Source organism: Streptomyces sp. NBC_01506 (assembly GCF_045040295.1).
In the GTDB taxonomy this organism is placed as follows: Bacteria; Actinomycetota; Actinomycetes; order Streptomycetales; family Streptomycetaceae; genus Streptomyces.
This window is the reverse complement of the sequence record NZ_CP109422.1, coordinates 20,672-45,017: the sequence shown is the minus strand read 5'-3', so window position 1 is coordinate 45,017 and position 24,346 is coordinate 20,672. Positions and strand designations below refer to the sequence as shown.

Sequence of the window (24,346 nt, the reverse complement as noted above, 5' to 3'; positions counted from 1 at the left end):
CCCCACCGGAATTCGCGCCCCGTGCGCCCTGCGCCGCCGACCCCGCGAGGCGCCCGAGAAGGAGACAGTGCCCATGAAGGGCTCGACAGCCTACACATCCATACAAAAACGCGGTCTTCACATCGGCCTGCTGCCGGAGATGGCCGCGGCCGTGAACGCGTCGACGCCGATCACCCTGGACCACGACCTGGACGTCCTGCCCGAGGCGGGACGCCGGCTGACCGTGGCCCAGTACGCCGGCCACGTGGCCGACCTGGCGGCCCGCCTGTGGGCGGCCGGGGTGCGCCCCGACGAACACGTCGTGATCCACAAGAGCGCCAACGCCGACATCTGGATGCTCGCCGCCGCCGCGTCACGGGTGGGAGCGGTCGTCGTGATGCTCTCACCCGCCCTGGACGCGGTGACCGTCGGCGCCCTGATCGAGCGGGTGGACCACCCCAACCTGCTCACCGACACACGCACGCTCGACGCCCTGGCCGAGCTGCCGCTCGCGGACCTGACCCGGCGGGTGATCACCGCGGACGGCGACCGCCCCGGAGCACTGTCCCTGACCTCCCTGGCCGGCGCACCGCCGGTGCGCCCGGTGGTACGCCCCATCGACGCGCCCGCCGTGATCACCCACACCTCCGGCACCACCGGGATCCCCAAACTCGTGGTCCACACACCGCGCACCCAGGGCATCCGCCTGCTGCCGCAGTGGCGGCTGCTGGCCCTGATGCGCAAGAAGGAAACCGTCGCGATCCATATCCCCTTCGTGCACTCGCGGATGGTCGCGGCGATGTCCCTGGCACTGCTCAAACAGTTCCCGGTCCTGCTCATGCGCGACTCCGACCCCGCCGCCGTCGCCGAGCGGTTCATCGAACACCGGCCCGTGTTCGTCGAAGCGCTTCCCAACTCACTGATGGAGTGGGAAGAACTCGCCGACGACCCGCGCGCCCCGTTCGGCTCGGTGAAGGTCTTCAGCAGCACCTTCGACGCGATCCACCCCGGCACGATGAGCCGCCTCCTCAAGGCGTCCGACCGGCGCGGCGCCCTGTTCTTCCAGATCTACGGGCAGAGCGAGGTCGGCCCGGCCGTCGGCCGCGCCTACTTCCGCAACTCCGCCCACAAGGCCAACGGGCGCTGCGTCGGCTGGGCCATGCCCAAGGGCGCCGCGCGGATCCGGGTGGTCGGCCGGGACGGCCAACCCCCCTCCGAGGCCAACCCCGGCTTCATCGAGGTCGCGTGGGCCGGACTGGCCAAGACCTACTTCGCCGAGCAGGAGCGCTACGACACCAACCGCGACGGCGACTGGTGGCGCACCGGGGACGTCGGCTACCGCACCCGGCTGGGCTGCCTGCACATGCTCGACCGCGAGATCGACATGATCCCCGGCGTACGCAGCTCCCTGCAGATCGAGGACGTCGTCCTGAGCCAGCTGAACGAACTGAGCGAACTGGTCGTCGTCCAGGGCCCGGACGGCGGACCGGTCCCGGTCATCTGCACCGTCGACGACAAACCCCTTGACCCCGCCCGCTGGGCCACGGCCGCCGCCGCCTTCCCCCAACTGGCCGCCCCCGTCCAGATCCCGCAGGCCGAGCTTCCCCGCACCGCCACGCTGAAGGTCCAGCGCCTCGCGCTGGCCCGGCGCCTGAAGCAACAGCCCCGGGACCCCTCATGAAACTGGCCGTGTCCGGCACCTACTCCTCCGGCAAGACCTCCACGGTGATGGCCCTGTCGCACTACACCGGCATCCCGCGGACCCTGGCCCGTACGATCCGCGAGATCATGCCCGAAGCCCTGCCGGGCCTGCGCCTGGCGGAGGTGACACCCGCACAGTTCCTCCAGCTCACGATGCGCCGCCACACCGGCCGCGCCGTCCAGGAAGCCCTGCTGGGCGACGACTTCATCTCCGACGGGTCCTCCCTCCAGGAGTGGCTGTACGGGGCGGGGCGGCTCATCCACGGAATGAACCCGAACGCCACCGCGCACCGGCAGGACGGCCGCCCGGCCCCCGGCGACAGCGCCGGCGACCAGGAGATGGTCTTCTTCGGCAAGGTCGTCGAGCAGTACGGACAGGCGTTCAAGCAGCACGTGAAGAACACCTACGACGCCTACGTCCACCTGCGGCACGAACTGCCCCTGGCGGCCGACGGACACCGGCCGATGAACAGCCGGTTCCGCGCGACCATCGACACGATGCTGCTGGCGACGCTGGACGAACTGAAGATCCCCTACCACGTGGTCGGCGGCACCATGGACGAGCGCCTGGAGACCATCACGGCGATCTTCGGCCTCACCCCCGTCATGAGTACGGGCCGGGCCGTGGAACTGGCCCGCCGCGACTACGCCCGCCAGGACTTCCGCCTGGAGACCGACCGGGCCCCCGCCCGCACCTGACCCACCGCCCGCCCGCACCGGTGGTGCGGCCACGCCCGCCCCCGCCTCCGGGAGAACAGGGGAACAACCACGATGGACACCCCGCCCGCAATCGCCATTGCCCACCACTCCGGCAGGGGCCACACCGACGTCCTGGCCCGCTCGGTCAAAGCCGGCGCCGAAGCCGCCGGGGCCACGGTCACCCTGGTCGGCGTCGGCACCATGACCGACGCCAAGTGGGAAAGCCTCGACACCGCCGACGCGATCGTCTTCGGATCCCCGACCTACATGGGCTCGGCCTCGGGGAAGTTCCACACCTTCGCCGAGTCGACCAACAAACGCTGGGCGGCCAAGGCATGGCGGGACAAACTCGGCTCCGGATTCACCACCGGCGCCTGCAAGGCCGGCGACAAGCACTCCACACTCGCCTACTTCGCGACCCTCGGCGCCCAGCACCAGATGACCTGGATCAACCTCGGCCTGCTCCCCGGCTGGCACCTCAGCCACGAGAGCGAGAACGACCTGAACCGGCTCGGGTACTTCAACGGCGCCGCGGGCACCACACCCGGCGACCTGCCCGTCGACGCCGTGCACAAGGCCGACATCGCCACGGCCGAATACCTCGGTGACCGCGTCGCCCGGCACACCGCGATCTTCCTCGCCGGACGCCGGGCCCTGGGAATCGGCACCGGCACCGGCACCGGCGGGAAGAGCTGACATGACGAGAGCACAGACAGCACAGACAGCACAGGCCCACTCCACCCGCACCACCCTCGACGCGTTCCTCGACCGATTCGGCTCCGGCGACATACCGGGCGTACTCGCCCTGTTCGCCGGCACGGTGGACTTCCGCGTCGACGGCAGCCCCAACGTGCCCTGGACGGGCACCCGCTCGCGCCCGGATCAGATCGCCGCGTTCTTCGCACTCCTGCCCACCGTCCTGACACCGCCGGAAAGCTTCACCGTCCACACCCGCGTCGTCGACGGACACGACGCGGTCCTCACGGCCCACGGCGTCTTCGGTGTCCTGGCCACCGGAAAGAAGTTCACCAACCGCTACGCCCTGCACCTGCGCGTCGAGGACGGCCTGATCACCCGCTACCACATGTACGAGGACAGCCACGCGATCGCCCGAGCCTTCGCCGACTGAGGAGCACCCCTGTGCACCGCCCGTTACACGCGTCCATCGACGACGTCCTGGGACCGCGCGACAGCCGGTTCCTCGGCGAGGGCTTCAAACGCGTCGAGCACGCCCTGAGCCACCTCGCCATCACGCCGGGAGCCGACGGCGCGGGGAGCATCGAAGCCACCGCCCACCTCACCATCCCCGGCCTGTGGTCACGCAAGGGCGACCAGAGCCCCAGACCCCACCTGAGCACCATCGACGCGATGATCCTCGCCGCCCAGCTCACCGGCCTGTACGCGGCCCACACACTCGGCCTGCCGCCGCACGCCCACTTCGCCGTGCGGCAACTGGACATGAAGGCCGGATCCCGCCCCGACGAGGACGACCTCCAGGAGTTCCCGGTCAGCGCCCGCCTGGTGAGCACCGGGCCCGGCGGCGAACAGGGGCCGGCCACCACCATGGACTGCCGGATCGGATCACTGTCGGCCAGGGTCCACGCCGTGCACGGCACGGGCCACGGCCCCACCCGCTCCTCCCACGTCTACGACCGGGCCGACGAGCTGCCCGGCCCCTGGAACGACGCACCGTACGGCATCGCGCACCGGGCACGGAAACAACTGCTCACCCAGGTCGGCGTCAGCACCCGGGGCCCCGGCGACCCCACGGCCTCGGCCGACGTCACCCTGCCCGGCCACCGGGCGGGCCAGATCCCGCACGGCACCCCGGCCACCATGATCGACGCCTTCGCCGCCGTCCTGCAGCTCGGCCAGGTGCTGCTCTACACACTGGACGGCGTCGACCGCGCCGACAGCGCCAACCTGTGGATGCGCCGCACCCGCGTCACCACCGGCACCCCGCCCGGCCCCGCCCACGGCCCCGCGCGGGCCACGGCGTCCCTGGAACGGGCCAGGCTCCTGCCCTCACAGGCCGGCACCTGGCGCACGGCCGAGGTGACCGGCGCCCTGCACGCGGTGCGGATACAGGCCGGTGTCACCCATCTGCTCCCGGCCTCCTGGCACGGCAACGACCTTTGACCAGAAGAAAAATTTAGGGGGTGGACGATGGCCGCTCGCGCCGCCGTCCTGACGGGGCTGGGCGGCTATCTGCCGCCCCGCACGGTGACCAACGACGAACTGCCCCGCCAACTGGACACCAGCGACGAATGGATCCGCCGGCGCACCGGCATCCGCCAGCGCCACTGGGCCGGCCCCGGCGTGTCCACCGGCGACCTCGCCGTCGAAGCGGGCCACCGGGCACTGAGATCCGCGGCCCTGGGCACCGGGGACACCGTCGGCATGGTGATCGTCGCCACCACCACCCCCGACCACCCGTGCCCCGCCACCGCCCCCGACGTGGCCGCCCGCCTGGGCCTGGGCCAGGCGGCCGCCTTCGACCTGGCCGCCGGCTGCTCGGGCTTCGTCTACGCGCTGGCCACCGCCGCCGCCGCACTGACCGCCGGCCACGCCGAACACGCCCTGGTCATCGGCGCGGAGACCTTCTCCACCGTCCTGGACCCCGCCGACCGCACCACCGCGGTGATCTTCGGCGACGGCGCCGGCGCCGTCGTCCTGCGCGCCGGCACCCGCGACGAGCCCGGCGCCGTCCTGGCCGTGGACCTGGGAGCGGACGGCACCGGCAAGGACTTCGCGTCCATCCCCGGAGGCGGCGCCCGCGAACGCTCCCTGCGCCCCGAACCCAACCCGGACGACCGCTACCTGCGGATGCGCGGCAAGGAGATCTTCACCCACGCCGTCCACCGGATGGAACACTCCTCGGCCGCCGCGCTGGCCACCGTGGGCTGGCACGTCGATGAGGTCGACCACCTGGTGGGCCACCAGGCGAACCTGCGGATCCTGCACGCCCTGGCACGCCAACTGGGCATGGACCGACAGCGCGTGGTCTCCCACATCCAGCAGGCCGGCAACACCTCGGCCGCCTCCATCCCCCTCGCCCTGGCCGACGCCGCCGCCCGCCACCGCTTCCAGGCCCACGACCGGCTGCTGCTGACCGCCTTCGGCGCCGGACTGACCTGGGGCTCCGCCGCACTCACCTGGCCGGCCCCCACCCCCGGCCGGGCGCACCCCTGAACGAGCGCACCCCTTGAACGGAAAGGAACCACCATGACGACGCGTCACGCCGTACGGCCCGAGGGCGTACTGCACACCCTCACCACGAACTTCGAGGTCCCCGCCGGCACGACGGCCCACTCCGACTTCGCCGACCTCGACCTGGACTCCCTGGTCCTGATCGAACTCGCGGTCGTACTGAGGAAGCAGTACGGCGTCGAGGTGGCCGAACACGAACTGGCCACCGCCGGCACCGCCGCCAAGGTCGCCGAACTGCTGTCCGCGAAGGGCGCCAACGACTGACACCACCCGCGCCGCCCACCACGGGAGCGCGGGCGCACGCGGCCCGGCCCGTTACACGTCAACCGGCCGCAGGACAGACCCACCACGGCCCCCGCACCCCGCCCCGCGCCGCCCGCCCGCCCCGCCCAAGGAGACAGCCGTGACCACCGAAGCGACCCCCCTGCCCGGCACCGGTCAGCCCCCGGCCGCCCAGGTGCGCCGCGTCACCGACGACCTGCTGCGGCGCACCGAGCACCGGCTGCGCTCGTTCCTCACCGCCGAGCGCACCCACCGCGCCGCGGTGGACGAACGGGCCGCCACCGCCGTCGACGCGCTGTCCACCCTGGTCGCGGCCGGCGGCAAACGCATCCGCCCCGCCTTCTGTATCGCCGGCTACCTCGCCGCCGGCGGCGACCCGCACGACCCCGGCATCGTCGCCGCCGCCGCGGGCCTGGAGATGCTGCACGTCTCCGCCCTCGTCCACGACGACATCCTCGACGACTCCGGCCGACGCCGCGGACAGCCCACCGTGCACACCGTCTTCTCCGAACTGCACCAAACCCGCGGCTGGCAGGGCGAGTCACGCCGCTACGGCGAAGGCGTCGCCATCCTCGTCGGCGACCTCGCGCTCGTCTACTCGGACGAACTGATGACCCAGGCACCGCCGGCCCTGCTCACCGAATGGCACGCACTGCGCTCCGAAGTCCTCATCGGCCAGTACCTCGACGTCACCGCCGCCGCCGAGTTCTGCGTCGACCCCCAGCTCTCACGGCTGATCGCCCTGATCAAATCCGGCCGCTACACCATCCACCGCCCGCTGGTCATGGGCGCGAACGCGGCCCAACGGCCCGACCTCGCCGCCGCCTTCGCCACCTACGGCGAGGCGGTGGGCGAGGCGTTCCAGCTCCGCGACGACCTGCTGGACGCCTTCGGGGACTCCGCGCAGACCGGCAAACCCACCGGGCTCGACTTCTCCCAGCACAAGATGACCCTGCTGCTGGGATGGGCGATGCAGCGCGACGAACACATCCGCGCCCTGATCACCGAGCCCGGACACACCCCCGAGGAAGTACGCGCCCGCCTGCTCGACACCGGCGTCCCCCACAGCGTCGAACAGCACATCGCCGGCCTCGTCGAACGCGGCTGCGCCGCCCTCGCGCAGGCACCCGTCGCCCCCGCGTGGCGCGAGGAACTGACGGCCATGGCCGTACGCGCCGACCGCCGGACCAAGTGAGCCCCCGCCGCCTGCCGCAACCGGGCCGCGCCGGCGGCCACATGACCATCAGGAGCCCTCCATGGAGCACCTCGTGCGGCATGCCGTCACCACGATCCGCGAACGCTACCCGGAGCCGCTGAGCCTGGACGCGCTCGCCCAGAACGCCATGGTCAGCAAATACCACTTCCTGCGCGTGTTCAGCCGGGTCACCGGTGTCACACCGGGACGGTTCCTGACCGCCGTACGGCTCCAGGAGGCCAAACGCCTGCTGCTCAGCACCTCCCTCAACGTCGCCGACATCTCCGCGCGCGTCGGCTACAGCAGCACCGGCAGCTTCACCCGCCGCTTCACCGAACTGGTCGGGCTCCCGCCCACCCGCTACCGGCAGTTGTCCCTCGCGGCCCGCGACGCCACCCCCGCCCCGCCCCGGTGCGGGCGGTGCGCGCCACCGGCACGGTGACCGGGGCACTGCGCACCGCCGGGGCCGTACTGCCCCCCGTCTACATCGGCGCCTTCGACAGCGCCATCCTCCAGGGCGCCGCCGCCTCCTGGACCAACGCCTGCGCACCCGGGCACTTCACACTCACCCGCATCCCCGCCGGCACCTGGTACATCCACGCCGTGGCCCGCGGCACACACCCCGCCCCCAGCAGCGGCCCGGCCGCCGCCGATCCGGATCTCACCCCGCTGACGGCCACCGTCGGCCCGGTGAGGGTCGAGGGCGACCGCGGACACCGGCTGGACATCACCCTGTCCCCGATGGACTGGACCCGCCCGCCGATCCTCTCCGCCCTGACGGGCCTCGCCCCCCGGCCGACGGCGGCATGAGCACCCGGGCCCGGCCCGGGGGAGAGACCGCAACGCGAAACGCAGAGGGGACCGCATGACCGCGCATCAGACCACGTCGCTTCTCCTCGGCCTCGCCGCCATCGTGCTCCTGGCCCGCCTGCTCGGCGCCCTGGCCCGGCGGATCGGCCAGCCGGCGGTGATGGGCGAAGTCCTCGCCGGCATCGCACTGGGACCGACCGCGCTGAACGGGGCCCTGTCCGACGCCCTGTTCCCGCACACCGTGCGCCCGCTGCTCAGCGCCCTGGCCGTCGTCGGAATCGCGGTCTTCATGTTCCTCGTCGGCCTGGAATGGGACGCGGCGATGATACGCGGCAGCGGAAGCCTCGCCGCCACCGTGTCACTCAGCTCCATCCTGCTGCCCTTCGGCCTCGGCGCACTCCTGGCCCTGCACCTGACGGACGACTACGGCACCGGCGACAGGACGGCGTTCATGCTCTTCATGGGCATCGCCATGTCGATCACCGCCTTCCCGGTACTGGCCCGCATCCTCACCGACCGCCACATGTCCCACACCCCCCTGGGCGTGGTGGCCCTGGCCTGCGCCTCCATCGACGACGTCCTGGCCTGGTCCCTGCTCGCCGCCGTGGTCGCCGTCAGCGGCTCGGCCGGCCCCGACCAGTGGCGCATCCTGCTCGCCCTGCCCTACCTGCTCGCCATGCTCTTCCTCCTGCGCCCCCTGCTGCGCCGCTTCACGGCCCGCCGGCCCGAACAACGCCTGACCCCGACCGTGTTCGCGTGCGTCCTGGCGGGCCTGCTGCTGTCCGCCGCCGCCACCGAATGGGTGGGACTGCACTACATCTTCGGCGCGTTCCTCTTCGGCGTGATCCTCCCGCGCACCGGCACCGAGCCCCTGCGCACCGAAGTCCACGACCGCCTGGGGCAGTTGACCGGCACCCTGCTGCTGCCGGTGTTCTTCCTGGTCGCCGGCCTCCAGGTCGACCTGTCGGGACTGGACCCGGGCGCCCTGGGAGCCCTGGGACTGATCCTGCTCGTGGCCGTCGGCGGCAAGTTCACCGGCGCGTTCCTCGGCGCCCGCGCGAACCGGATGCCGCCGCGGCAGTCCGCCGCGCTCGCCACGCTGATGAACACCCGCGGCCTGACCGAACTCATCGTCCTGAACGTGGGCCTGCAACTGGGCTTCCTCGGACAGGAGCTCTACTCCCTCATGGTCGTCATGGCCGTGATCACGACCGCGATGGCCGGCCCGCTGCTGAACTGGATCCTCGGCCGCCCCAAGGACGGCGGCCCGCCCGGCGAACCCGGCGAACCCGGCGAACCCGCGCACGGGGCGGGAAGCGTCACCACCACCGTCCAGGGCCGCGTCTGACACCCCGCCACCCCCCGCCGGGCACAACCCTGCCGGGCGCGTCGGCGGACGCCGTGGCACCGCCCGCGTACGTTCCACGTACCTCCGTCACGAAAGGGCCCGCCCCATGACCACGGACGCCCCGGCACAGATGGGCCCGCAGGAGTTCATCGACCACCGACCGATGAGCCGGCGGCAGTGGCTCATCGTGATACTGGGCCTGCTCATGATGGTGGCCGAGGGCCTGGACACCACCGTCGCCGCCTTCGTGTACCCCAGGATCGTCAAGGACTGGGACACCGACCTGAGCACCGTGACCGCCATCGTGACCCTGAGCGTCCTGGCGATGATCGCCGGCGGTGTGGCGGCCGGCCCGCTCGCCGACCGCTACGGACGCAAAGGCGTCACCGTCACCGGCATCGCCGTCTTCGGCCTGGGCACGGCCGGCATGGGACTCGCGCAGGGCGTCGGCGCCTTCGCCGGGCTGCGGATCGTCGCCTGCCTGGGACTGGGCGCCGTCCTGCCCACCGTGATGGCCCTCGTCGCGGACTGGACACCCGCCGCGCGCCGGGTCCAGATGGTCGCCCTGGCCTTCGCCGGAGTCACGGCCGGCACCACCCTCGGCGGACTCCTCGCCTCGGCCCTCATCCCCGCCCACGGCTGGCCCACCCTGCTGGCAGTGTGCGGAATCGTCCCCCTGCTGCTGATCGGGCCCGTGCTGCGGTACGTCCCGGAGTCCGTGAGCATCCTCACCGCCCGCCGGCGCCCCCCGGCCCAACTGCGCAAAGCCCTCGCCGCCGTCGCCGGCGAGAAGGACCTGTCCACCGTCGACTGGGACCGGAGCACCGCGGGGCACCGGCCGCGCTCCGCCCCGAAGGTCATCCTGTCGAGGGCCTTCGCCGCCACGACGGTCCTGCTGTGGCTGTGCTTCTTCCTGGTCCAGGGAGTGGTGTTCCTGATCCTCAGCTACCTGCCCCTGCTGGCCGAACGCACGGGCCTGACGGCCGCACAGGCCGCGCTGGCCGTCGCGGTGTTCGGCTGGGGCGGACTGACCGGACAACTGTCGGTGTCCTTCGCCCTCAAACGCCTGGACCGGTTCAAGACACTGACCGGCCTGTGGGCACTGAGCGCACTGGGCCTCGGGGCCGCCGCCCTGTGGGCCGTACAGTTCACCGCGCTGCTCGCCGCGGCGTTCGTCCTGGGACTGTGCCTGCCGGCGGCCAGCTCCGTACTCCAGGCGATCGCCGCGGTCGCCTACCCGCCGTCCGCCCGCGCCACCGGAATGAGCTGGGCCAACAGCGCGGGAAAGCTGGGCCCGGTGGTCAGCGGCCTGCTCGGCGGCATGATGGTCGACGCGGGCTGGACACTGGCCACGGTCCTGCTCGTCCTGGCCGCACCCGTGGGGATCGGCCTGCTGGCCACCCTGAGCCTGCGCGCCCGCGCCGGCGAACCGGGACCCTCACCGCGCCCCGGCCCCCGCCCGCTGCCGGCCTTCGTCCCCGAACGGCCGGGCCCCCACTGACCCGCCCCGCCCCCCGGTCCGCCGGGCCGGGGCCCCGCCCCGGCGGACCGGCGGCCCCTCACACACCGCCGAGGCCCACCGCGTCGCCGTCCACGGGCAGGTGTGACAGGCCGCCGGGACGGAACCCGCCACCGGGGATCCGACCGAACACACCGCACTGAAAGGGCGTCAGAAGTGTTCAGGCGTATCTATGGAAAAACCGTACGCTCCCTCACGCGATGCGGTGCCTCGTTCGGGATCGCCGCGTTACGGATATCCCTGGGGATCATCTTCCTCTGGTTCGCCCTGCCCAAGTTCTTCCCGGGAGCCAGCCCGGCGGAAGCCCTGGCCACGGACACCACACAGCGGCTGACGTTCGGCCTGATCGAGGGAACCACCGCCTCCGTCCTGACCGGCGTACTGGAGACGGCCATCGGGCTGCTCCTGATGAGCGGAAAGGCACTCGCACCCACGGTCATCATGCTGCTCGGGCACATGGCGGGCGCCTGCACCCCGCTGGTCATCTTCCCGGACCGGACCTGGAAACACTTCGCCGTCGCCACCCTCGAGGGCCAGTACATCCTGAAGAACCTGGTGTTCGTCGCGGCCGCGTTCGTGATACTCGGCCACTCCAGGACCCGGGGGAACCGGACACCGCCCGACAGCCCGCTCCCCGGCAAGACCCCCGCACCCACCCCCACCCCCACCACCGCCACCCCCACCGCCGCCGCCGGGGCGGCGCCGGTGACCGACAGCCGGCCCACCGCGCCCGTCCGCCCGCCGGCCGGCGTCTTCGCCCGCCCGGCCGGCGGCACCGCCGGCGACCCGCCCCGCCGCACCCGCACGTGAGCCCCGCCGCACCCCGCACGTGAGCAGGCCTCCGGCCGGGCACCCGCGACACACACGGACACCCGGCCGGAGGCCACCCCCCGTGGGTCCTTGATCAGTCCTCGACCTCACCGCGCACGTGCCGCTGCACGAACTCGTGCGCCAGGTCACCGAACTGCTCACCCAGCTCCAGGGACACATCGACCGTCTTCTGGAAGTGCACCCCGCCCCACACCCGGGTGTTGGCGCATATCTCGCTGAACTTCGACCAGGTGGGAATGTGCACATCGAGGTCCCTGCCGGGGGTGAGCCCCGGCTCCACCAGCGACTTGCCGGCCGCGATGGTGAACTTCCAGTCCAGCTCGTCGGTGCCGAAGGAGCGCCGCGCGGACTGCGCGGAGGCCGCGGCGAGCGTCGTGGAGCCCGACGGGTACTCCGGGTGGTCACTCACGTTCAGATAGCTGGCCCACTGGTCGGCGGGGATGTTGTCGACCGTCCCGCGCCCCGGCCCGCCCCACGCGGTCACCTTGCGCCGCCCGTACACATGACGGATGGCACTGAACGGCCGCACCGCGTCGTACACCACCTTGTGGTGCCAGGCGACGATCGCCGGCTCGAACGTCGCCAGGATGTGCTCCAGCAGATAGTGGATCCACCCGTGCACCCCCAGCTCGCCGTTGCGGTCGTGCTTGCGGGCCATCACGATCGCCGAGTGCCCGATGCCCCACACCTTGTTGTCCATGACCTCCGCGAGCATCTTCTGCTCGTCGGTGAGCGCCGCCGACGCCGCCAGCATCTCGTCCACCGAGCGCTTGTAGGCACGGGGATCGGTGTGGTCGATGTGCTTGGGCGCGGGCAGCCGGAACTGCTTCACGTCCTTGAAGATGTGCGCCTTCACCCGCCGCAGGTGCGGGGTGACCATGTGCTGGGCGACGTAGATACCCGTGTCACCCGGACCGCCGCCCAGCCGCCGCCCGTTGTGCGGCCCGAGGTCGGGCTGCCAGCGCGAGGGGTTGCGCAGCTCGTAGGCGGTGTTCACCGGCTCGTAGCCGGTGTAGTCCGACCAGGGCCTGGGGTTGAACCGGCGCCCGCCCTCGTCACCGAGGAAGTTCATCCCGTCGCGCCTGAGGGCGTTCCACACGCCCTTGGCGGCGATGTTGCCGATCCCGACCGGGCTCGTCGGATTCTCCGACGTGTCGTCAGGGTTCAGCCCCAGCGAGGCCATCATCTCCCGCAGGGGCTCCATCTTCTTCGGCAGCACCTGCTTCCACACCCCGTACTGGGCATGGAGGATCGCGATGTTCAGATTCCGGTTGGTGGCCGACTCACCGGAGGGACGCCGCGCGATCCGCGAGTACACACCGACCGCGCTCTCGTGGTACGGCGCCAGCGCGTCGAACCCCGCGAGCGCCGTCAGGCGGTTGAGCCACAGGAACACGGTCACGTCCATGGGACCGAACATGTCCGCGTTCGGCGACTGCCCGGCCATGTCGTCGCTGGGCTGCGCCCAGGAGAGGTAGTTGCCGGTGTCGAGGTCGAAATCGACCTTGGCGGGCGCGTCGCTCCCGGCGGCGGCGGCCGTGCCGGGAAGACCCAGCGTGGTCATCGCCGCGGCCGAGGCGCCGCCGAGCCCACCGATCAGCAGCGACCTGCGCCGCGGTGAGATGCCTGAGACTGCAGAACGGCCGGACGTCGTCATGAGTGTGTTCCTTGTCCTTTGAGGAAGAGGTCGTGCCACTTGCTGCGGGTGAGGTCTGCGCGGACAGACCCGACCGAGGGGGAAACGGGGAAACGGGGGAGCGGGGGAGCGGGGGCCCGCACCGGGCGGAACGAAAAGGGGAGGGCGCGTTCAGTCCTCGGCGGCCTCGCCCCGTACGTGCCGCTGGACGAACTCGTGGGCCAGGTCGCCGAACTGCGCGCCGAAGCCCAGGGACGCCTCGACCGTCTCGGCGAAGTGCGCCCCGGCCCACACCCGGCTCGTCGCGCAGTCGTTCTCGAAGTCGGTCCAGGTGTCCCAGGTCAGCTTGAGGTCGCCGGCCGGCACGAGCCCCGGCTCGCGCTGCGTGGAGCCGGCCGCGAACGCGTACGTCCAGTCCAGGACGTCATCGCCGAGCAGCCGCCGCGCCGCCTGCGCCTGCGCGGCGCACAGCGTGGTGAAACCGGACGGGTACTCGGGGTGGTTGCCCACCGGCAGGTAGCCGGCCCACTGGCCGGCGGGGATGTCCTCGACGCGCCCCTTGCCGGGCCCGCCCCACGCCGTCACCTCGCTGTCGCCGTACACGTGCCGCACCGCGCTGAACGGCCGCACCGCGTCGTACCCGCGCTTGTGGTGCCAGGCGGCGATCAGGCTGTCGAACCGCGCCACCGAGGTGACCATGAACAACTGGACCCAGCCGTCCAGGTCCAGGTCATGGGCCTGCGCGGCGGCGCGCGGCGACAGGGTGACCGACAGCGGCGTGTGCTCGAAGAACTCCGCCTTCACCTTCTGCTCGTCACTCAGGGCCGCCGACGCCGCCAGCACCTTGTCCACCGCCGCCCGGTAGGCGTCCTCGCCGCCGTCGCCCAGATGGGCGGGCGGGCGCAGAGGGAACAGGCCCGGGTCCTGGTAGGTCTGCGGCGAGACCAGGGCGAGCTGCGGGGTGGCGAACCGCTGGACGGTGAACACGCCCTTGTCGCCCGGCCCCCCGTCGACACGCCGGCGGTGGGGCTCGGACGCCGGCTGCCAGCGCGCCGGGTCGGCCAGCTCGCCCGCGGTGTTCACCGGCTCGTAGCCGGTGTAGTCCTCGAAGGGCCGCCCGTTGTACCTGCGGCCCGTGTCGCCCAGGACGTTCATGCCGTCGTGCGCGCGGGCGGCGACGACCGCACGCCCGGCCGTGTTGCCGATCCCGACCGCACCGGCCGTGTCCAGCGACGTGTCGTCGGGATCCAGGCCGAGCGCGCCCAGCGCCTGGCGTATGACCGGCGCCCGCTCCTCGAACACCGCCTGCACCACCTGGTACATGGCGTACAGGGCGGCGATGTTCTTGTTCCGGTTGGTCACCCCCTCCTCGGCGGGGCGGCGGGGGATCGTCGAGTACACCCCGACCGCGGTCGGGTGGTAGGGCGCCAGGGCGTCGAACCACGAGGTCTGCAGCAGATGGGTGAGCCAGGTGTAGGTGGCCACGTCCCCCGGGGCCATGGCGTCCGCCGGGGGGAAACCCCCGCCGCCGTGGGTGGTGATCAGGTCCCGGATGAAATTGCCGTTGTCGAAGTCGAATTCGATCCGCTGGGCGCGGCCGGACGTCGTCACGGGGTGTGTCCTTTCTTCTCGGAAGAGGCCCCCGCGGGCGAGGCCCGGGGACAGGCCACGGATGCGCCCGCTATCCCTGTGCTTCGGCGGCCGTCAGTGCCTTCAGATGCTGCGGCGAGATCTGGTAGTACGCCGCGAGGTCGAGGAATTCACTGTCGGGCGACCACTTGGCGGCCGAGGCATTGATGAGCTCACCGTCGTACGTGTGCGCGGTATTGCGCATGAACTCCTCGAACCCCGGCTCCAGCCGGGCGGGAAGCTCCGACAGGTCAAGACTGCGGCGCGGCGACGGGGCAAAAGAAATCCGGCGGATCTCCGGAGAATCCCAGCCGACCGTGGCATAGACCCGGTACGCCTTTCCCGCGTACGCCAGCAGGTCCTCGTCCGGTTCCCGCATCCCGGTTTCGCGGAGCATGGCCAGGACGGTCTTCGGATCGAGATCGCCGGCGGTGCCCGCGGGGAGCTGGAAATACAGATTCATTGTCCTGCGCCGGTAGTCGACCCCGATCAGTACGACGTCCTGAAGACCGTAGCGGCCGAAGAAGTCCGAATTACCGGCCACCGCCGGAGGCATCGACGCAATATCGGAGAGATCCGACACCCGCCGCGGGTCGTGAGGGAAATTCGCGTAAATCTTCTTGAAACCGCCGACGATTCCGCAGTCGATATAGTATTCGCTGGTGGGGACCCGTTCCTTGATGTCCTGGAGCAGCGTGGCGACCGGGTGGTCCGTCTCCGGCACAAAGCCGCCCGCCAGGGCGCGGGCATAGGGGTCACCGACCCCCGGAGAGACCTGGACGCTGTATTCGACTTCCTCGGCGCGCTCACCGGCCTGCAGACTGAGAATGGCCCCGCCGGTGTCGAACCCGTCCCGGTACGCGGACAGGATCGGCCAGACCTTCTCCCGCGAAAAGGGCGCACCCACCAGGTGGGCCGATTTCTCGAGAGCCGCGTACAGTTCCTCTGCCTCAATACCTCCGGACATCAATACTCCAGGTAGTCGGCGGCGCAATATGTTTCCGCTCTTTCCGCATGGAATCGGGCCCCACCTTACTGGCCGCCGCTAGAGATCCACTAGAAAGTCACTATGATTAACAATTAACTTGACACGCCTCGTGCCCGGCATCGACACTCACAGAGCGGCGAAAATTCGGATACGCCCCGCCCGGTACCGGCACGGCACACCCGGACGAATTCGTTCCGGCCCCGGTGCCGATAACGGCGCCGATATGTCCGGCCGCCGCCGCAGTGCCGGCCGAAGGTCCTCGGCGACAAGGCCGCCGGCGGTTGTCCGCCGGCCGCCGGCGAGTAGACCGGCCGAGCGGCACCGTACGACACCATTTGTTCGGCCGATTGACGCCGCCGGTGTACTGCCACATCAATTTGCCCCTGATTCACACGGACGCTCGGATCCGACACTGGAGGACCAATGACCAGGACAGGCATGGAAGGTCTCTACTCCGCCATCGAGGACGCGGCCGCACTGCTGGACGTCCGCGTCTCGCGCGACAAGGTCTGGCCCATCCTGACCACCTACGAGGACGCCCTGCCGCGGCTCGTCGTCGCCTTCCGGGCGACGACCCGCGGCACCGGCGATCTCGACTGCCGCTTCACGGCGCTTCCCGCGGACGTCAACCCCTATGCCTTCGCGGTGTCCAGGGGCATCGCCCCGCCGACGGACCACCCCGTCGGCACCCTGCTCGCGGACGTCCAGGGCAAACTCCCCATCACCGCCCACGGTGTCGACTTCTCGGTCGTCGACGGCTTCAAGAAGACCTGGACGTTCCTGCCCGTGAACGATCTGCAGAAACTGTCGAAGCTCGCCGACCTGCCGTCCATGCCGCCGTCCCTGGCCGCGAATTTCGACTTCTACACCCGCTACGGCCTGGACGACAAGAACAGCATGATCGGGATCGACTACCCGAGCCGGACGGTGAACGTCTACTTCCTCCAGGCACCCGCCGAGTGCCGCGAACCGCGCACCGTGCGCGCGATGCTGAGCGAACTGGGCCTGCCGGACCCCAGCGAGCAGATGCTCGAACTCGCCGGGCGGGCGGTCGGCATCTACACCACCCTGAGCTGGGACTCGCAGAAGATCGAACGGATCACCTTCGCCACCATGGTCCCGGACATGGAGGCGTTTCCCGCCCGCGTCCCGGTGCCGCCGGAGATCGAGAAGTTCGCGAAGAACGTTCCGTACACCTACCCGGGCGCCGGCCAGGGCCTGTACAACGTCGCGTCGCACCCCGGCGGCGAGTACTTCAAACTCCAGACGTACCACCAGCTCGGCGAGGGCTCCCTGGAGGCGCGGGTGCTCCTCGGCTCCGCCGGCTCCGCCCGGTAGAGCCGGTGCGCCGCGGGGGCCCGCACCACGGGCACCCCCGCACCACGAGCGGCGCGGCGGCCGGCCCCCGTGAACGGGGGCCGGCCGCCGCGCCGCTCGTGGTGCGGGGGCCGGGGGTGTCAGTTCCCGGCGGCGGACGGGTCCTTGACGTCCTCGACGTCCCCGACGTTCTCGATGAGGTCGTCGAGGCTGAGATCGAACAGTCCGCCGGCGCGTCCGCTGAGCCCGGAGATCAGCTTGACGAAGTCGACCTGCGCGTCGTTCTTCTTGTCCGGGTCGTTGATCTGCTGTGCCAGGTCGAAGTAGAAGCCCTTGGTCTTCGACCGGTCGTAGAACCCCTCCACGAACGTGCGGATGTCGTCGAAGAAGTTGCGGTACGCGGTGGAGTACCGGTCGAGCGCCTTCTCCTCGATCTGCGGGTTCCGCAGTATCTTGTCGACGATCTTCGACAGGGTGCTGCCCGCCAGTGTCGCCAGCGCGACCCCGGTCGAGAACAGCGGGTCCACGAACGCGGCGGCGTCCCCGACCAGCACCCACCCGTCGCCGTGGAAACGGTCGTTGGTGTAGGACCAGTCGCGCGCGGTGCGGTACCCCGCGGCCGGGGTCGCGTCCCTGAGGAGATCCTTGAGCTTGCTGGTGGTCTCCAGCTCGGAGGCGAACAGCTCCTTGAGGGACTGGTCGCTCTTGCTCGCCACGTCCGACCGCGTCACGTAACCGACGCTGAACACACCCTTGTCGATGGGAATGCCCCAGAACCAGCCGTCGCGGGTCCCCTCGATGAGGATGTTGCTCCACTCGTCGCCGGGCAGCCGGTGGCAGTTGTCGAAGTACGTCCACACCGCGACGTTGCGCAACTGCTCGTTCCAGGTGATCTCCGAGTACTTGCGCCCGAGCACCCGCGCCTGCCCGGAGGCGTCGATGACCAGGGACGCCCTGGCCTCCTGCACGCCGTCGAGCCCGCCCACGGCGTAGCGGACACCGACCACGCGCCCGTTCTCCTCGACGGGCCCCTTCACCGTCGCCTCTTCCACGACGAAGGCGCCCAGCTCGCGCGCCCGGTCCAGGATCATCGTGTCCAGGTCGGCGCGGCGTGTGTGAAAGGCGTAGGGGATACGCCCGCCCGTGGTGAACGAGAAGTTCCACGGGACCTCGTTGTTTCCCCATACGAGGGTGCCGCCGTATTTGCGCTCGAAGCCTTTCGCCTCCATACGCTCGACAAGGCCGAGTTCTTCCATGGGCACCATCACCCCGGGAATGAGCGACTCCCCGATGTGATATCGGGGAAACCGTTCACGGTCGAGTACGAGAACACGGTGTCCGCGCTCGGCGAGAAGCGCCGCGGTGGTCGCACCGGCGGGCCCGCCGCCGATGACGATGACGTCGAAATCGCCAGAAAACCCGAAGAGAGTGGACGACATATGAGACCTTCCCCAGTTCCGATCCGGCCGCACCCGCGGGTCACGTGAACAACCCTCCGCTCCCGCACGGCGCGTTCACCGACCAGAGTGCAGGGGCCGCCCGGCCGGTGTCATCGCCCAGATTGCTCAGTGGGAACCGGGCCGCGGAAAGGCGGACCCCCCCCGGGGCCCGGCACCGGATCACACCCCCCTGAGCGCGTCGGCGGCCTCCCGGAATCGGCGCGGGTCGAAATGGCCGTGGTACGCGCTGATCAGCCCGCCTCGGAACCGGAAGACCCCGGCGCCGGCGGCGGTGTGCACCGCCCCGCCCGGGAGATGGGCGCGGACCTGGAACTCCACACAGACCGTGTCGGAGCTCACCGCCGGGTGCACACCCGTCAGCTCGGTGTCGAACTGCCCGTACACACCGAACAGTTCCCCGTACGCCGCGACGATCTTCTCCCTGCCCTCGATCAGGGCGGGGCACCCCCGCGGCGGGTACGGCACGCTGAGCGCACCGTGCTCGTGCCACAACGCGCCCCATCCGGCGCTGTCCCGGTCGCGCAGCAGGGTGAAGAACCGGCGCGCGGTGGCGGCCTTGGCGCAGAAGACGCCCAGGAACGCGGCGGTGTCGGCGTACTCCGTGAACTCGGCGATCCGCTCCCCCTCCAGTCGGAAGAGCGCCACCCCCCGGTTGCGGTAGACGCCGCCGGCCAGCAGTTCGACCTCCAGCGTCCAGGTGGCCAGCACCCGCCGCGGATCGCCGCCCGGCTCGGCGTCCCAGGTGAACCGCACCCGGCCGAACAGCGCGAAGAAGCCCCGCAGTGCGGCCACGATCGTCTCGCGCCCGGCGAACTCACCGCGCACACCGTCCGGGGTCACGGGAACCCGGTACACCGCGTCCGCCGTCCAGAGCTCACCCCACGCGTCGAGGTCCTTGGCCTGCAGGGCACGGTAGAAGTCGTCCACGACGCGCAGGCGGGCCGTCATGTGAGGATCTTTCCCAGTACTTCCCACTGCAGCGGCCCGAATTGGAAGTACGAACCGACGTTGAACCATTGTCCGTCGGGCGACCATTTGACCATCGAAATACTGAAACGCTCCCCGGGGTACGTGTACGGAGTGCCCGTCACGAACCGTACGATTTCCGGTTCCACCCGGTCCTTGACCACCGGCAGATCCAGTCTGCGGGCGAAGCTGACCCGCTCGATCACCGGGGAATCCCAGCCGAGGGTGAAATAGACCCGGAACGTCTTGCGGGCGGACTGAAGCAGGCTCTCCTCCGGTTCCGGCAGCCCGAGGTCGCGAAGGATCGACGCGACGGCCCGCGCCTTGATTCCGTCGGGGAGGGGGAAGTACAGATTCACCGTTCTGCGCCGGTAGTCGATCGAGACCATCGCCACCTCGTGAAGGCCGTGACGGGCGAAGAAATCCGTGTTCTCGGCCACCGCGCGCGGCATGGACGGAATACCGGCGAGTTTCACCACCCCCTGCACGTCACGGGGGAAATGCACATAGACCTTGTTGAATCCGCCGACGACCCCGAAATCGATCAGGAACTCGTTGACGGAACACCGCTCCTGGATGTCCGCGAGCAGGTCACCGACGGGGTGATCCGTCGGGTCGAGCAGCCCGTTCGACACCGCGTGGGCGTAGGGGTCGGCGATCCGCCGGGGCACCTGGACGGTCAGGTCGAGGTCCCCCGCGTGCCGTTCACCGGCCGACGCGCTGAAAATGATCCCGCCTTCGAACGGCTCGAACGCGGTCAGGACCGGCCACACCCGCTCCCGCGAGCAGGGCACGTCAAGCAGTCGGGCCGACTCCTCGACGGCCGCGTACACATCTTCCACTCCGGCGGCTGGGGACACGTGTCCTCCTGATCCCTGAACGGTGCTGTCGGTGCATCATGCGGCGCCGGGGCCCGCGCGGGGCAGTGCCTCCCGCCGCCCGCCGCCCGCACCCCGGCCCCCGCCCCCGCCCCCCGGCCGGGCGCACCCACCGTCCGCCCGCCCGGGCTGTGGTGCGAAGTGCCTGGTCGAAGCCCGTACACCGGCACCGCCCGGCGGTACGGCCCGCGCCCCGCGCACCGGGCCGGCCCGGTGCAGGTGTTCGAGCGGCCTTCGAGACGGCCGCGAAGAGAGCCCGAGCACCCGTCGAGCACCCCCGCCCCGGGACACGACCGGCGCGGCGGAGCCCGCGGCCGGGCGGGAGCCGGTTCAACCCGGCGCGCACGGCGCACCGAGGACCCCCCGGCAGTCCCCGCCCGCACTTCGCACGCTCTACCGGTGCCCCCGGGCCACGGCAATGATGAGCGGACCCGAAAGGGACCCAGGCGACCCCGCACACCCGCCTCCTGGCCGGGTGGAGCATGCGGGGGAAGGAGTCCACGTTGTTGCTTCTCATCTCCCCGGACAGCGTCGAGGAAGCCCTCGACTGCGCGAAAGCGGCACACCATCTCGACATCGTCGACGTCAAGAAGCCCGACGAAGGGTCACTCGGCGCGAACTTCCCCTGGATCATCAGGCAGATCCGCGACACCATCCCGGCCGGCACACCGGTGTCCGCCACCGTGGGAGACGTACCGTACAAGCCCGGCACGGTGGCCCAGGCCGCCCTCGGCGCCGCCGTCTCCGGAGCCACCTACATCAAGGTCGGCCTCTACGGATGCACCACACCCGAACAGGGCGTCGACGTCATGCGCGCAGTCGTACGGGCGGTGAAGGACTACCGGCACGACGCGTTCGTCGTCGCCTCCGGCTACGCCGACGCCCACCGGATCGGCAGCGTCAACCCCCTCGCCCTGCCCGACATCGCCCGCCGCTCCGGCGCCGACGCGGCCATGCTCGACACCGCCGTCAAGGACGGCACCCGGCTGTTCGACCACGTGGGCCCGGACGTCTGCGAGCGGTTCGTCCGCCTCGCCCACGACGCCGGTCTGCTCGCCGCCCTCGCGGGCAGTGTGAAAGCCGAGGACCTCGGCACCCTGACCCGCATCGGCACCGACATCGTGGGAGTGCGCGGCGCGGTCTGCGAGGGCGGCGACCGCACCACCGGAAGGATCCGGCCGGAGCTGGTGGCCGCCTTCCGGGCCCGGATGGACCGCCACGCCCACGAACACACCACCGCCACCGCCGCCGCGGGCTGATCGCCGCCATGGCGACGAACGGACCTGGCCGCACGCCCACCACGGCCCGCGCCGCGCCCGGGCCCCGTGCCGCGCGCCTCGCCGTCCACGACCCGGCGACGGGCGAGGCGTTCGGGGAAGCCCCCGACCAGCACCCGGACGAACTCGACGCCGTCGTCACCCGCGCCCACCGGGCCTGGCGGAGCTGGCGCGAGGATCCCGCAGCCCGCACCGCCGCCCTGCTCGCGGCGGCCGACGCCGTCGAGGCGGCCGGGACGGACCTCGCCCCCCTCCTCACCCGTGAACAGGGCAAACCCCTGGCCGAGTCGTACGCGGAGGTCACCCGCACAGCGGCGCGCCTGCGCTACTTCGCCGCACTGGCCCCCGGCCCCCGGCCGATCACCGACGGCCGGCCGGTCGACAGCGAGATCCACTGGCGCCCGCTGGGGCCCGTCGCCGCGATCGTCCCCTGGAACTTCCCCCTGCAACTCGCGTCGGCGAAGTTCGCACCCGCCCTCGCCGCCGGCAACACGATGGTCCTCAAACCCTCACCCCTGACCCCCCTGGCCACCCGGCTGCTGGGATCGGTCCTGTCCACCGCCCTGCCCCGGGACGTACTGACGGTCGTCACCGGCCGTGAACCCCTCGGCGCCCGGCTGGCCGCCCACCCAGGGATCCGGCACGTGACCTTCACCGGCTCCGTCCCCACCGGCCGGGCCGTCGCCCGGGGCGCGGCCACCTCGCTCGCCCGCGTCACCCTGGAACTGGGCGGCAACGACGCCGCCATCCTCCTCGAGGACACGGACGTGGAACAGATCGCGGACCGGCTGTTCTGGGCGGCGTTCCACAACTGCGGGCAGGTCTGCATGGCGGTCAAACGCGTCTACGCCCCCGCCCGCCTCTACCCGCAGGTCGTCGAAGCCCTCGCACAACGCGCCCGGGACACCGTCGTGGGACCCGGCCTCGACCCCGGCACCCGGCTGGGCCCGGTCAACAACGCCCCCCAACTGGCCCGCGTCGAGCACTACACGGCCCGCGCCCTGGCGGACGGCGCCCGGATCGCCGCCGGCGGCCACCGCCCGAAGCGGCCGGGCCACTTCCACGCCCCGACGATCCTGGCCGACGTCCCGCCCGGCAGCCCGGTGGTGACACAGGAGCAGTTCGGCCCCGTCCTGCCCGTCCTGCCCTACACGCGCCTCGACGAAGCCGTCGAGGCGGCCAACGGCACCGGCTTCGGGCTGGGCGGCTCGGTATGGGGGACCGACCTCGACCGGGCCCAGGAGGTCGCCGGCCAACTGGAGTGCGGGACGGCATGGATCAACCACCACGCCGAACTGTCCCTCGCCCAGCCCTTCGCGGGCACCAAGGACAGCGGCGTCGGCGTCGCCGGCGGGCCGTGGGGCCTCTACGGGAACCTCAGGCCGTTCGTCGTCCACCGCCCCCGCACGGCATGACGATGAGATTCACCGCGGCGGTACTGCGCGCGTACGACAGCCCCTTCACCCTCGAGGAGGTGACCTTGGACGCGGGGCCGGCCGACGGCGAGATCCTGGTGCGGATCGCGGGCTGCGGGATGTGCCGCACCGACCTCGCCGTCCGGCGCTCGGCCGGCCGCTCCCCGCTGCCGGCGGTCCTCGGCCACGAGGGCGCCGGGGTCGTGGTCGACACCGGCGGGGCGCACACCGGCCTGAGCCCCGGCGACCACGTCGTGCTGAGCTTCGACTCCTGCGGACACTGCCGCACCTGCCTGAACGCCGCCCCCGCCTACTGCGACTCCTTCGCCTCACTCAACCTCTACGCCGGGCGCCCGGGCAGCACCGCACGGCTGGCCGGCACGGCCGCCAACGCGCTGGCCCCCCGGTGGTTCGGCCAGTCCTCGTTCGCCCAGTACGCGCTGGTCCCGGCCCGCAACGCCGTGCGGACCGACCCCGCGCTGCCCCTCGAACTCCTCGGACCGCTCGGCTGCGGCTTCCTCACCGGCGCCGGAGCCGTCTTCCACTCCTTCGCCGCCGGACCCGGCGACACCCTCGCGGTCTTCGGCGCCGGGGCGGTGGGCCTGGCCGCGGTGATGGCGGCCACCGCCGCCGGAGTTACGGCCGTGGCCGTCGACCGGCACCCCGAACGGCTGGCCCTCGCCGAGCGGTTCGGCGCGATCGCACTGCACGCCGCGCCCACCGGCCTGCCCGGCCGCATCCGGCGGCTGACCGACGGCGGCGCACAGTACGCCCTGGACACCACGGCCTCGCCCCGCCTGATCAACGACGCGCTGCGGGCCCTGCGCCCGACCGGCCACCTCGGCCTGGTGGCCCGGCTGAACACCGCGCTGCCACTTCAGCCGGGAGCACTGGACCAGGGCCGCAGGATCTCCCACATCTGCGAAGGGGACGCGGTGCCCGGACTGCTGATTCCCCGGCTGACCAGGCTCTGGCAGGCCGGGCTCTTTCCCTTCGACAAGCTGATCCGCACCTACCCGCTCGCCGACATCAACGAGGCCGAACGCGACTGCGACGCGGGCCGCGTGATCAAACCCGTCCTGCTCCCCGGCGGATGACCGCACAGCTCCCCAGCTCCCCAGCTCATCCAGAACCGTCCCAGGGAGGACATGTGACCGGCACAACGCCCGGGACCACCGGCGTGGAAGGTGCGGAAGGTGCGGAAGG

General features: G+C 71.4%; 23 protein-coding genes. 17 read left to right on the top strand and 6 right to left on the bottom strand.

Translation table 11 applies throughout. The features are described 5' to 3' along the window. Window positions 1–73: 73 nt before the first annotated feature. The 13 genes from OG329_RS00215 (at window position 74) to OG329_RS00155 (ending at window position 11,553) form a co-directional block, all read left to right on the top strand. Window positions 74–1,660, top strand: coding sequence for an AMP-binding protein (locus tag OG329_RS00215; RefSeq protein ID WP_405791548.1), 1,587 nt, complete (start codon window positions 74–76; stop codon window positions 1,658–1,660). Next, complete coding sequence (locus tag OG329_RS00210) at window positions 1,657–2,379, top strand: AAA family ATPase (RefSeq protein ID WP_405791546.1); 723 nt, start codon at window positions 1,657–1,659, stop codon at window positions 2,377–2,379. The genes OG329_RS00215 and OG329_RS00210 overlap by 4 nt, the downstream gene beginning before the upstream one ends. 72 nt (window positions 2,380–2,451) lie before the next feature. Further along, window positions 2,452–3,075: a flavodoxin family protein gene (locus OG329_RS00205; RefSeq protein ID WP_405791544.1), complete on the top strand. Its 624-nt coding sequence runs from the start codon at window positions 2,452–2,454 to the stop codon at window positions 3,073–3,075. A gap of 1 nt (window position 3,076) precedes the next feature. Further along, window positions 3,077–3,508: a nuclear transport factor 2 family protein gene (locus tag OG329_RS00200; protein WP_405791542.1), complete on the top strand. Its 432-nt coding sequence runs from the start codon at window positions 3,077–3,079 to the stop codon at window positions 3,506–3,508. 11 nt (window positions 3,509–3,519) lie between these two features. After that, the gene (locus OG329_RS00195; protein ID WP_405791540.1) at window positions 3,520–4,518 is read left to right on the top strand and encodes an AvrD family protein; all 999 of its coding nucleotides are present in this window, start codon (window positions 3,520–3,522) and stop codon (window positions 4,516–4,518) included. Between the two features lie 27 nt (window positions 4,519–4,545). Then, the gene (locus OG329_RS00190; protein ID WP_405791538.1) at window positions 4,546–5,571 is read left to right on the top strand and encodes a beta-ketoacyl-ACP synthase III; all 1,026 of its coding nucleotides are present in this window, start codon (window positions 4,546–4,548) and stop codon (window positions 5,569–5,571) included. Window positions 5,572–5,604: 33 nt separating this feature from the next. Further along, window positions 5,605–5,853, top strand: a complete 249-nt coding sequence (locus tag OG329_RS00185; RefSeq protein WP_405791536.1) for an acyl carrier protein — start codon at window positions 5,605–5,607, stop codon at window positions 5,851–5,853. A gap of 139 nt (window positions 5,854–5,992) precedes the next feature. After that, the gene (locus tag OG329_RS00180; RefSeq protein ID WP_405791534.1) at window positions 5,993–7,066 is read left to right on the top strand and encodes a polyprenyl synthetase family protein; all 1,074 of its coding nucleotides are present in this window, start codon (window positions 5,993–5,995) and stop codon (window positions 7,064–7,066) included. A 61-nt stretch (window positions 7,067–7,127) separates the two neighbouring features. Then, window positions 7,128–7,508 carry a helix-turn-helix domain-containing protein gene (locus OG329_RS00175; protein WP_405791532.1) on the top strand — a complete coding sequence of 127 codons (381 nt, stop codon included), beginning with the start codon at window positions 7,128–7,130 and terminating at the stop codon, window positions 7,506–7,508. Beyond that, a complete protein-coding gene (locus OG329_RS00170; RefSeq protein ID WP_405791530.1) occupies window positions 7,487–7,876 on the top strand; it encodes a hypothetical protein in 390 nt (129 codons plus the stop codon). The genes OG329_RS00175 and OG329_RS00170 overlap by 22 nt, the downstream gene beginning before the upstream one ends. Before the next feature lie 55 nt (window positions 7,877–7,931). Beyond that, entirely contained in the window at window positions 7,932–9,224 is a 1,293-nt protein-coding gene (locus tag OG329_RS00165) for a cation:proton antiporter (RefSeq protein WP_405791528.1), read from the top strand. A gap of 106 nt (window positions 9,225–9,330) precedes the next feature. Next, window positions 9,331–10,725 carry an MFS transporter gene (locus OG329_RS00160; RefSeq protein WP_405791526.1) on the top strand — a complete coding sequence of 465 codons (1,395 nt, stop codon included), beginning with the start codon at window positions 9,331–9,333 and terminating at the stop codon, window positions 10,723–10,725. 174 nt (window positions 10,726–10,899) lie between these two features. After that, window positions 10,900–11,553 carry a hypothetical protein gene (locus tag OG329_RS00155; RefSeq protein WP_405791524.1) on the top strand — a complete coding sequence of 218 codons (654 nt, stop codon included), beginning with the start codon at window positions 10,900–10,902 and terminating at the stop codon, window positions 11,551–11,553. Between the two features lie 94 nt (window positions 11,554–11,647). Here the strand turns inward: OG329_RS00155 and OG329_RS00150 are convergent, their stop codons facing one another. The 3 genes from OG329_RS00150 to OG329_RS00140 all read right to left on the bottom strand — a co-directional run bounded on the left by OG329_RS00150 (window position 11,648) and on the right by OG329_RS00140 (window position 15,806). Further along, entirely contained in the window at window positions 11,648–13,231 is a 1,584-nt protein-coding gene (locus OG329_RS00150; protein WP_405791522.1) for a DUF6851 domain-containing protein, read from the bottom strand. Window positions 13,232–13,381: 150 nt separating this feature from the next. After that, window positions 13,382–14,821 carry a DUF6851 domain-containing protein gene (locus tag OG329_RS00145; protein WP_405791520.1) on the bottom strand — a complete coding sequence of 480 codons (1,440 nt, stop codon included), beginning with the start codon at window positions 14,819–14,821 and terminating at the stop codon, window positions 13,382–13,384. 70 nt (window positions 14,822–14,891) lie between these two features. Then, window positions 14,892–15,806: an aromatic prenyltransferase gene (locus OG329_RS00140; RefSeq protein ID WP_405791518.1), complete on the bottom strand. Its 915-nt coding sequence runs from the start codon at window positions 15,804–15,806 to the stop codon at window positions 14,892–14,894. Between the two features lie 444 nt (window positions 15,807–16,250). Between OG329_RS00140 and OG329_RS00135 the strand changes: the two genes are divergently transcribed. Then, complete coding sequence (locus tag OG329_RS00135) at window positions 16,251–17,165, top strand: aromatic prenyltransferase (RefSeq protein WP_405791516.1); 915 nt, start codon at window positions 16,251–16,253, stop codon at window positions 17,163–17,165. A 119-nt stretch (window positions 17,166–17,284) separates the two neighbouring features. Here OG329_RS00135 and OG329_RS00130 read toward each other — a convergent pair whose 3' ends face one another. From OG329_RS00130 to OG329_RS00120, 3 genes are all read right to left on the bottom strand, one after another. Further along, window positions 17,285–18,583, bottom strand: coding sequence for an NAD(P)/FAD-dependent oxidoreductase (locus OG329_RS00130; RefSeq protein WP_405791514.1), 1,299 nt, complete (start codon window positions 18,581–18,583; stop codon window positions 17,285–17,287). Window positions 18,584–18,763: 180 nt separating this feature from the next. After that, window positions 18,764–19,552 (bottom strand): nuclear transport factor 2 family protein, encoded by a 789-nt coding sequence (locus OG329_RS00125; RefSeq protein WP_405791512.1) that lies wholly within the window; start codon window positions 19,550–19,552, stop codon window positions 18,764–18,766. Further along, window positions 19,549–20,430 carry an aromatic prenyltransferase gene (locus tag OG329_RS00120; protein WP_405791510.1) on the bottom strand — a complete coding sequence of 294 codons (882 nt, stop codon included), beginning with the start codon at window positions 20,428–20,430 and terminating at the stop codon, window positions 19,549–19,551. Before OG329_RS00120 ends, OG329_RS00125 begins: the two co-directional genes overlap by 4 nt. 500 nt (window positions 20,431–20,930) lie before the next feature. Between OG329_RS00120 and OG329_RS00115 the strand changes: the two genes are divergently transcribed. From OG329_RS00115 to OG329_RS00105, 3 genes are read left to right on the top strand one after another with little or no spacing between them, the layout of a single operon-like run. Continuing rightward, window positions 20,931–21,707 carry a (5-formylfuran-3-yl)methyl phosphate synthase gene (locus OG329_RS00115; RefSeq protein WP_405791508.1) on the top strand — a complete coding sequence of 259 codons (777 nt, stop codon included), beginning with the start codon at window positions 20,931–20,933 and terminating at the stop codon, window positions 21,705–21,707. Window positions 21,708–21,715: 8 nt separating this feature from the next. Further along, complete coding sequence (locus OG329_RS00110; protein ID WP_405791506.1) at window positions 21,716–23,140, top strand: aldehyde dehydrogenase family protein; 1,425 nt, start codon at window positions 21,716–21,718, stop codon at window positions 23,138–23,140. A 2-nt stretch (window positions 23,141–23,142) separates the two neighbouring features. Further along, window positions 23,143–24,237 (top strand): NAD(P)-dependent alcohol dehydrogenase, encoded by a 1,095-nt coding sequence (locus OG329_RS00105; RefSeq protein WP_405791505.1) that lies wholly within the window; start codon window positions 23,143–23,145, stop codon window positions 24,235–24,237. Window positions 24,238–24,346 lie beyond the last annotated feature (109 nt).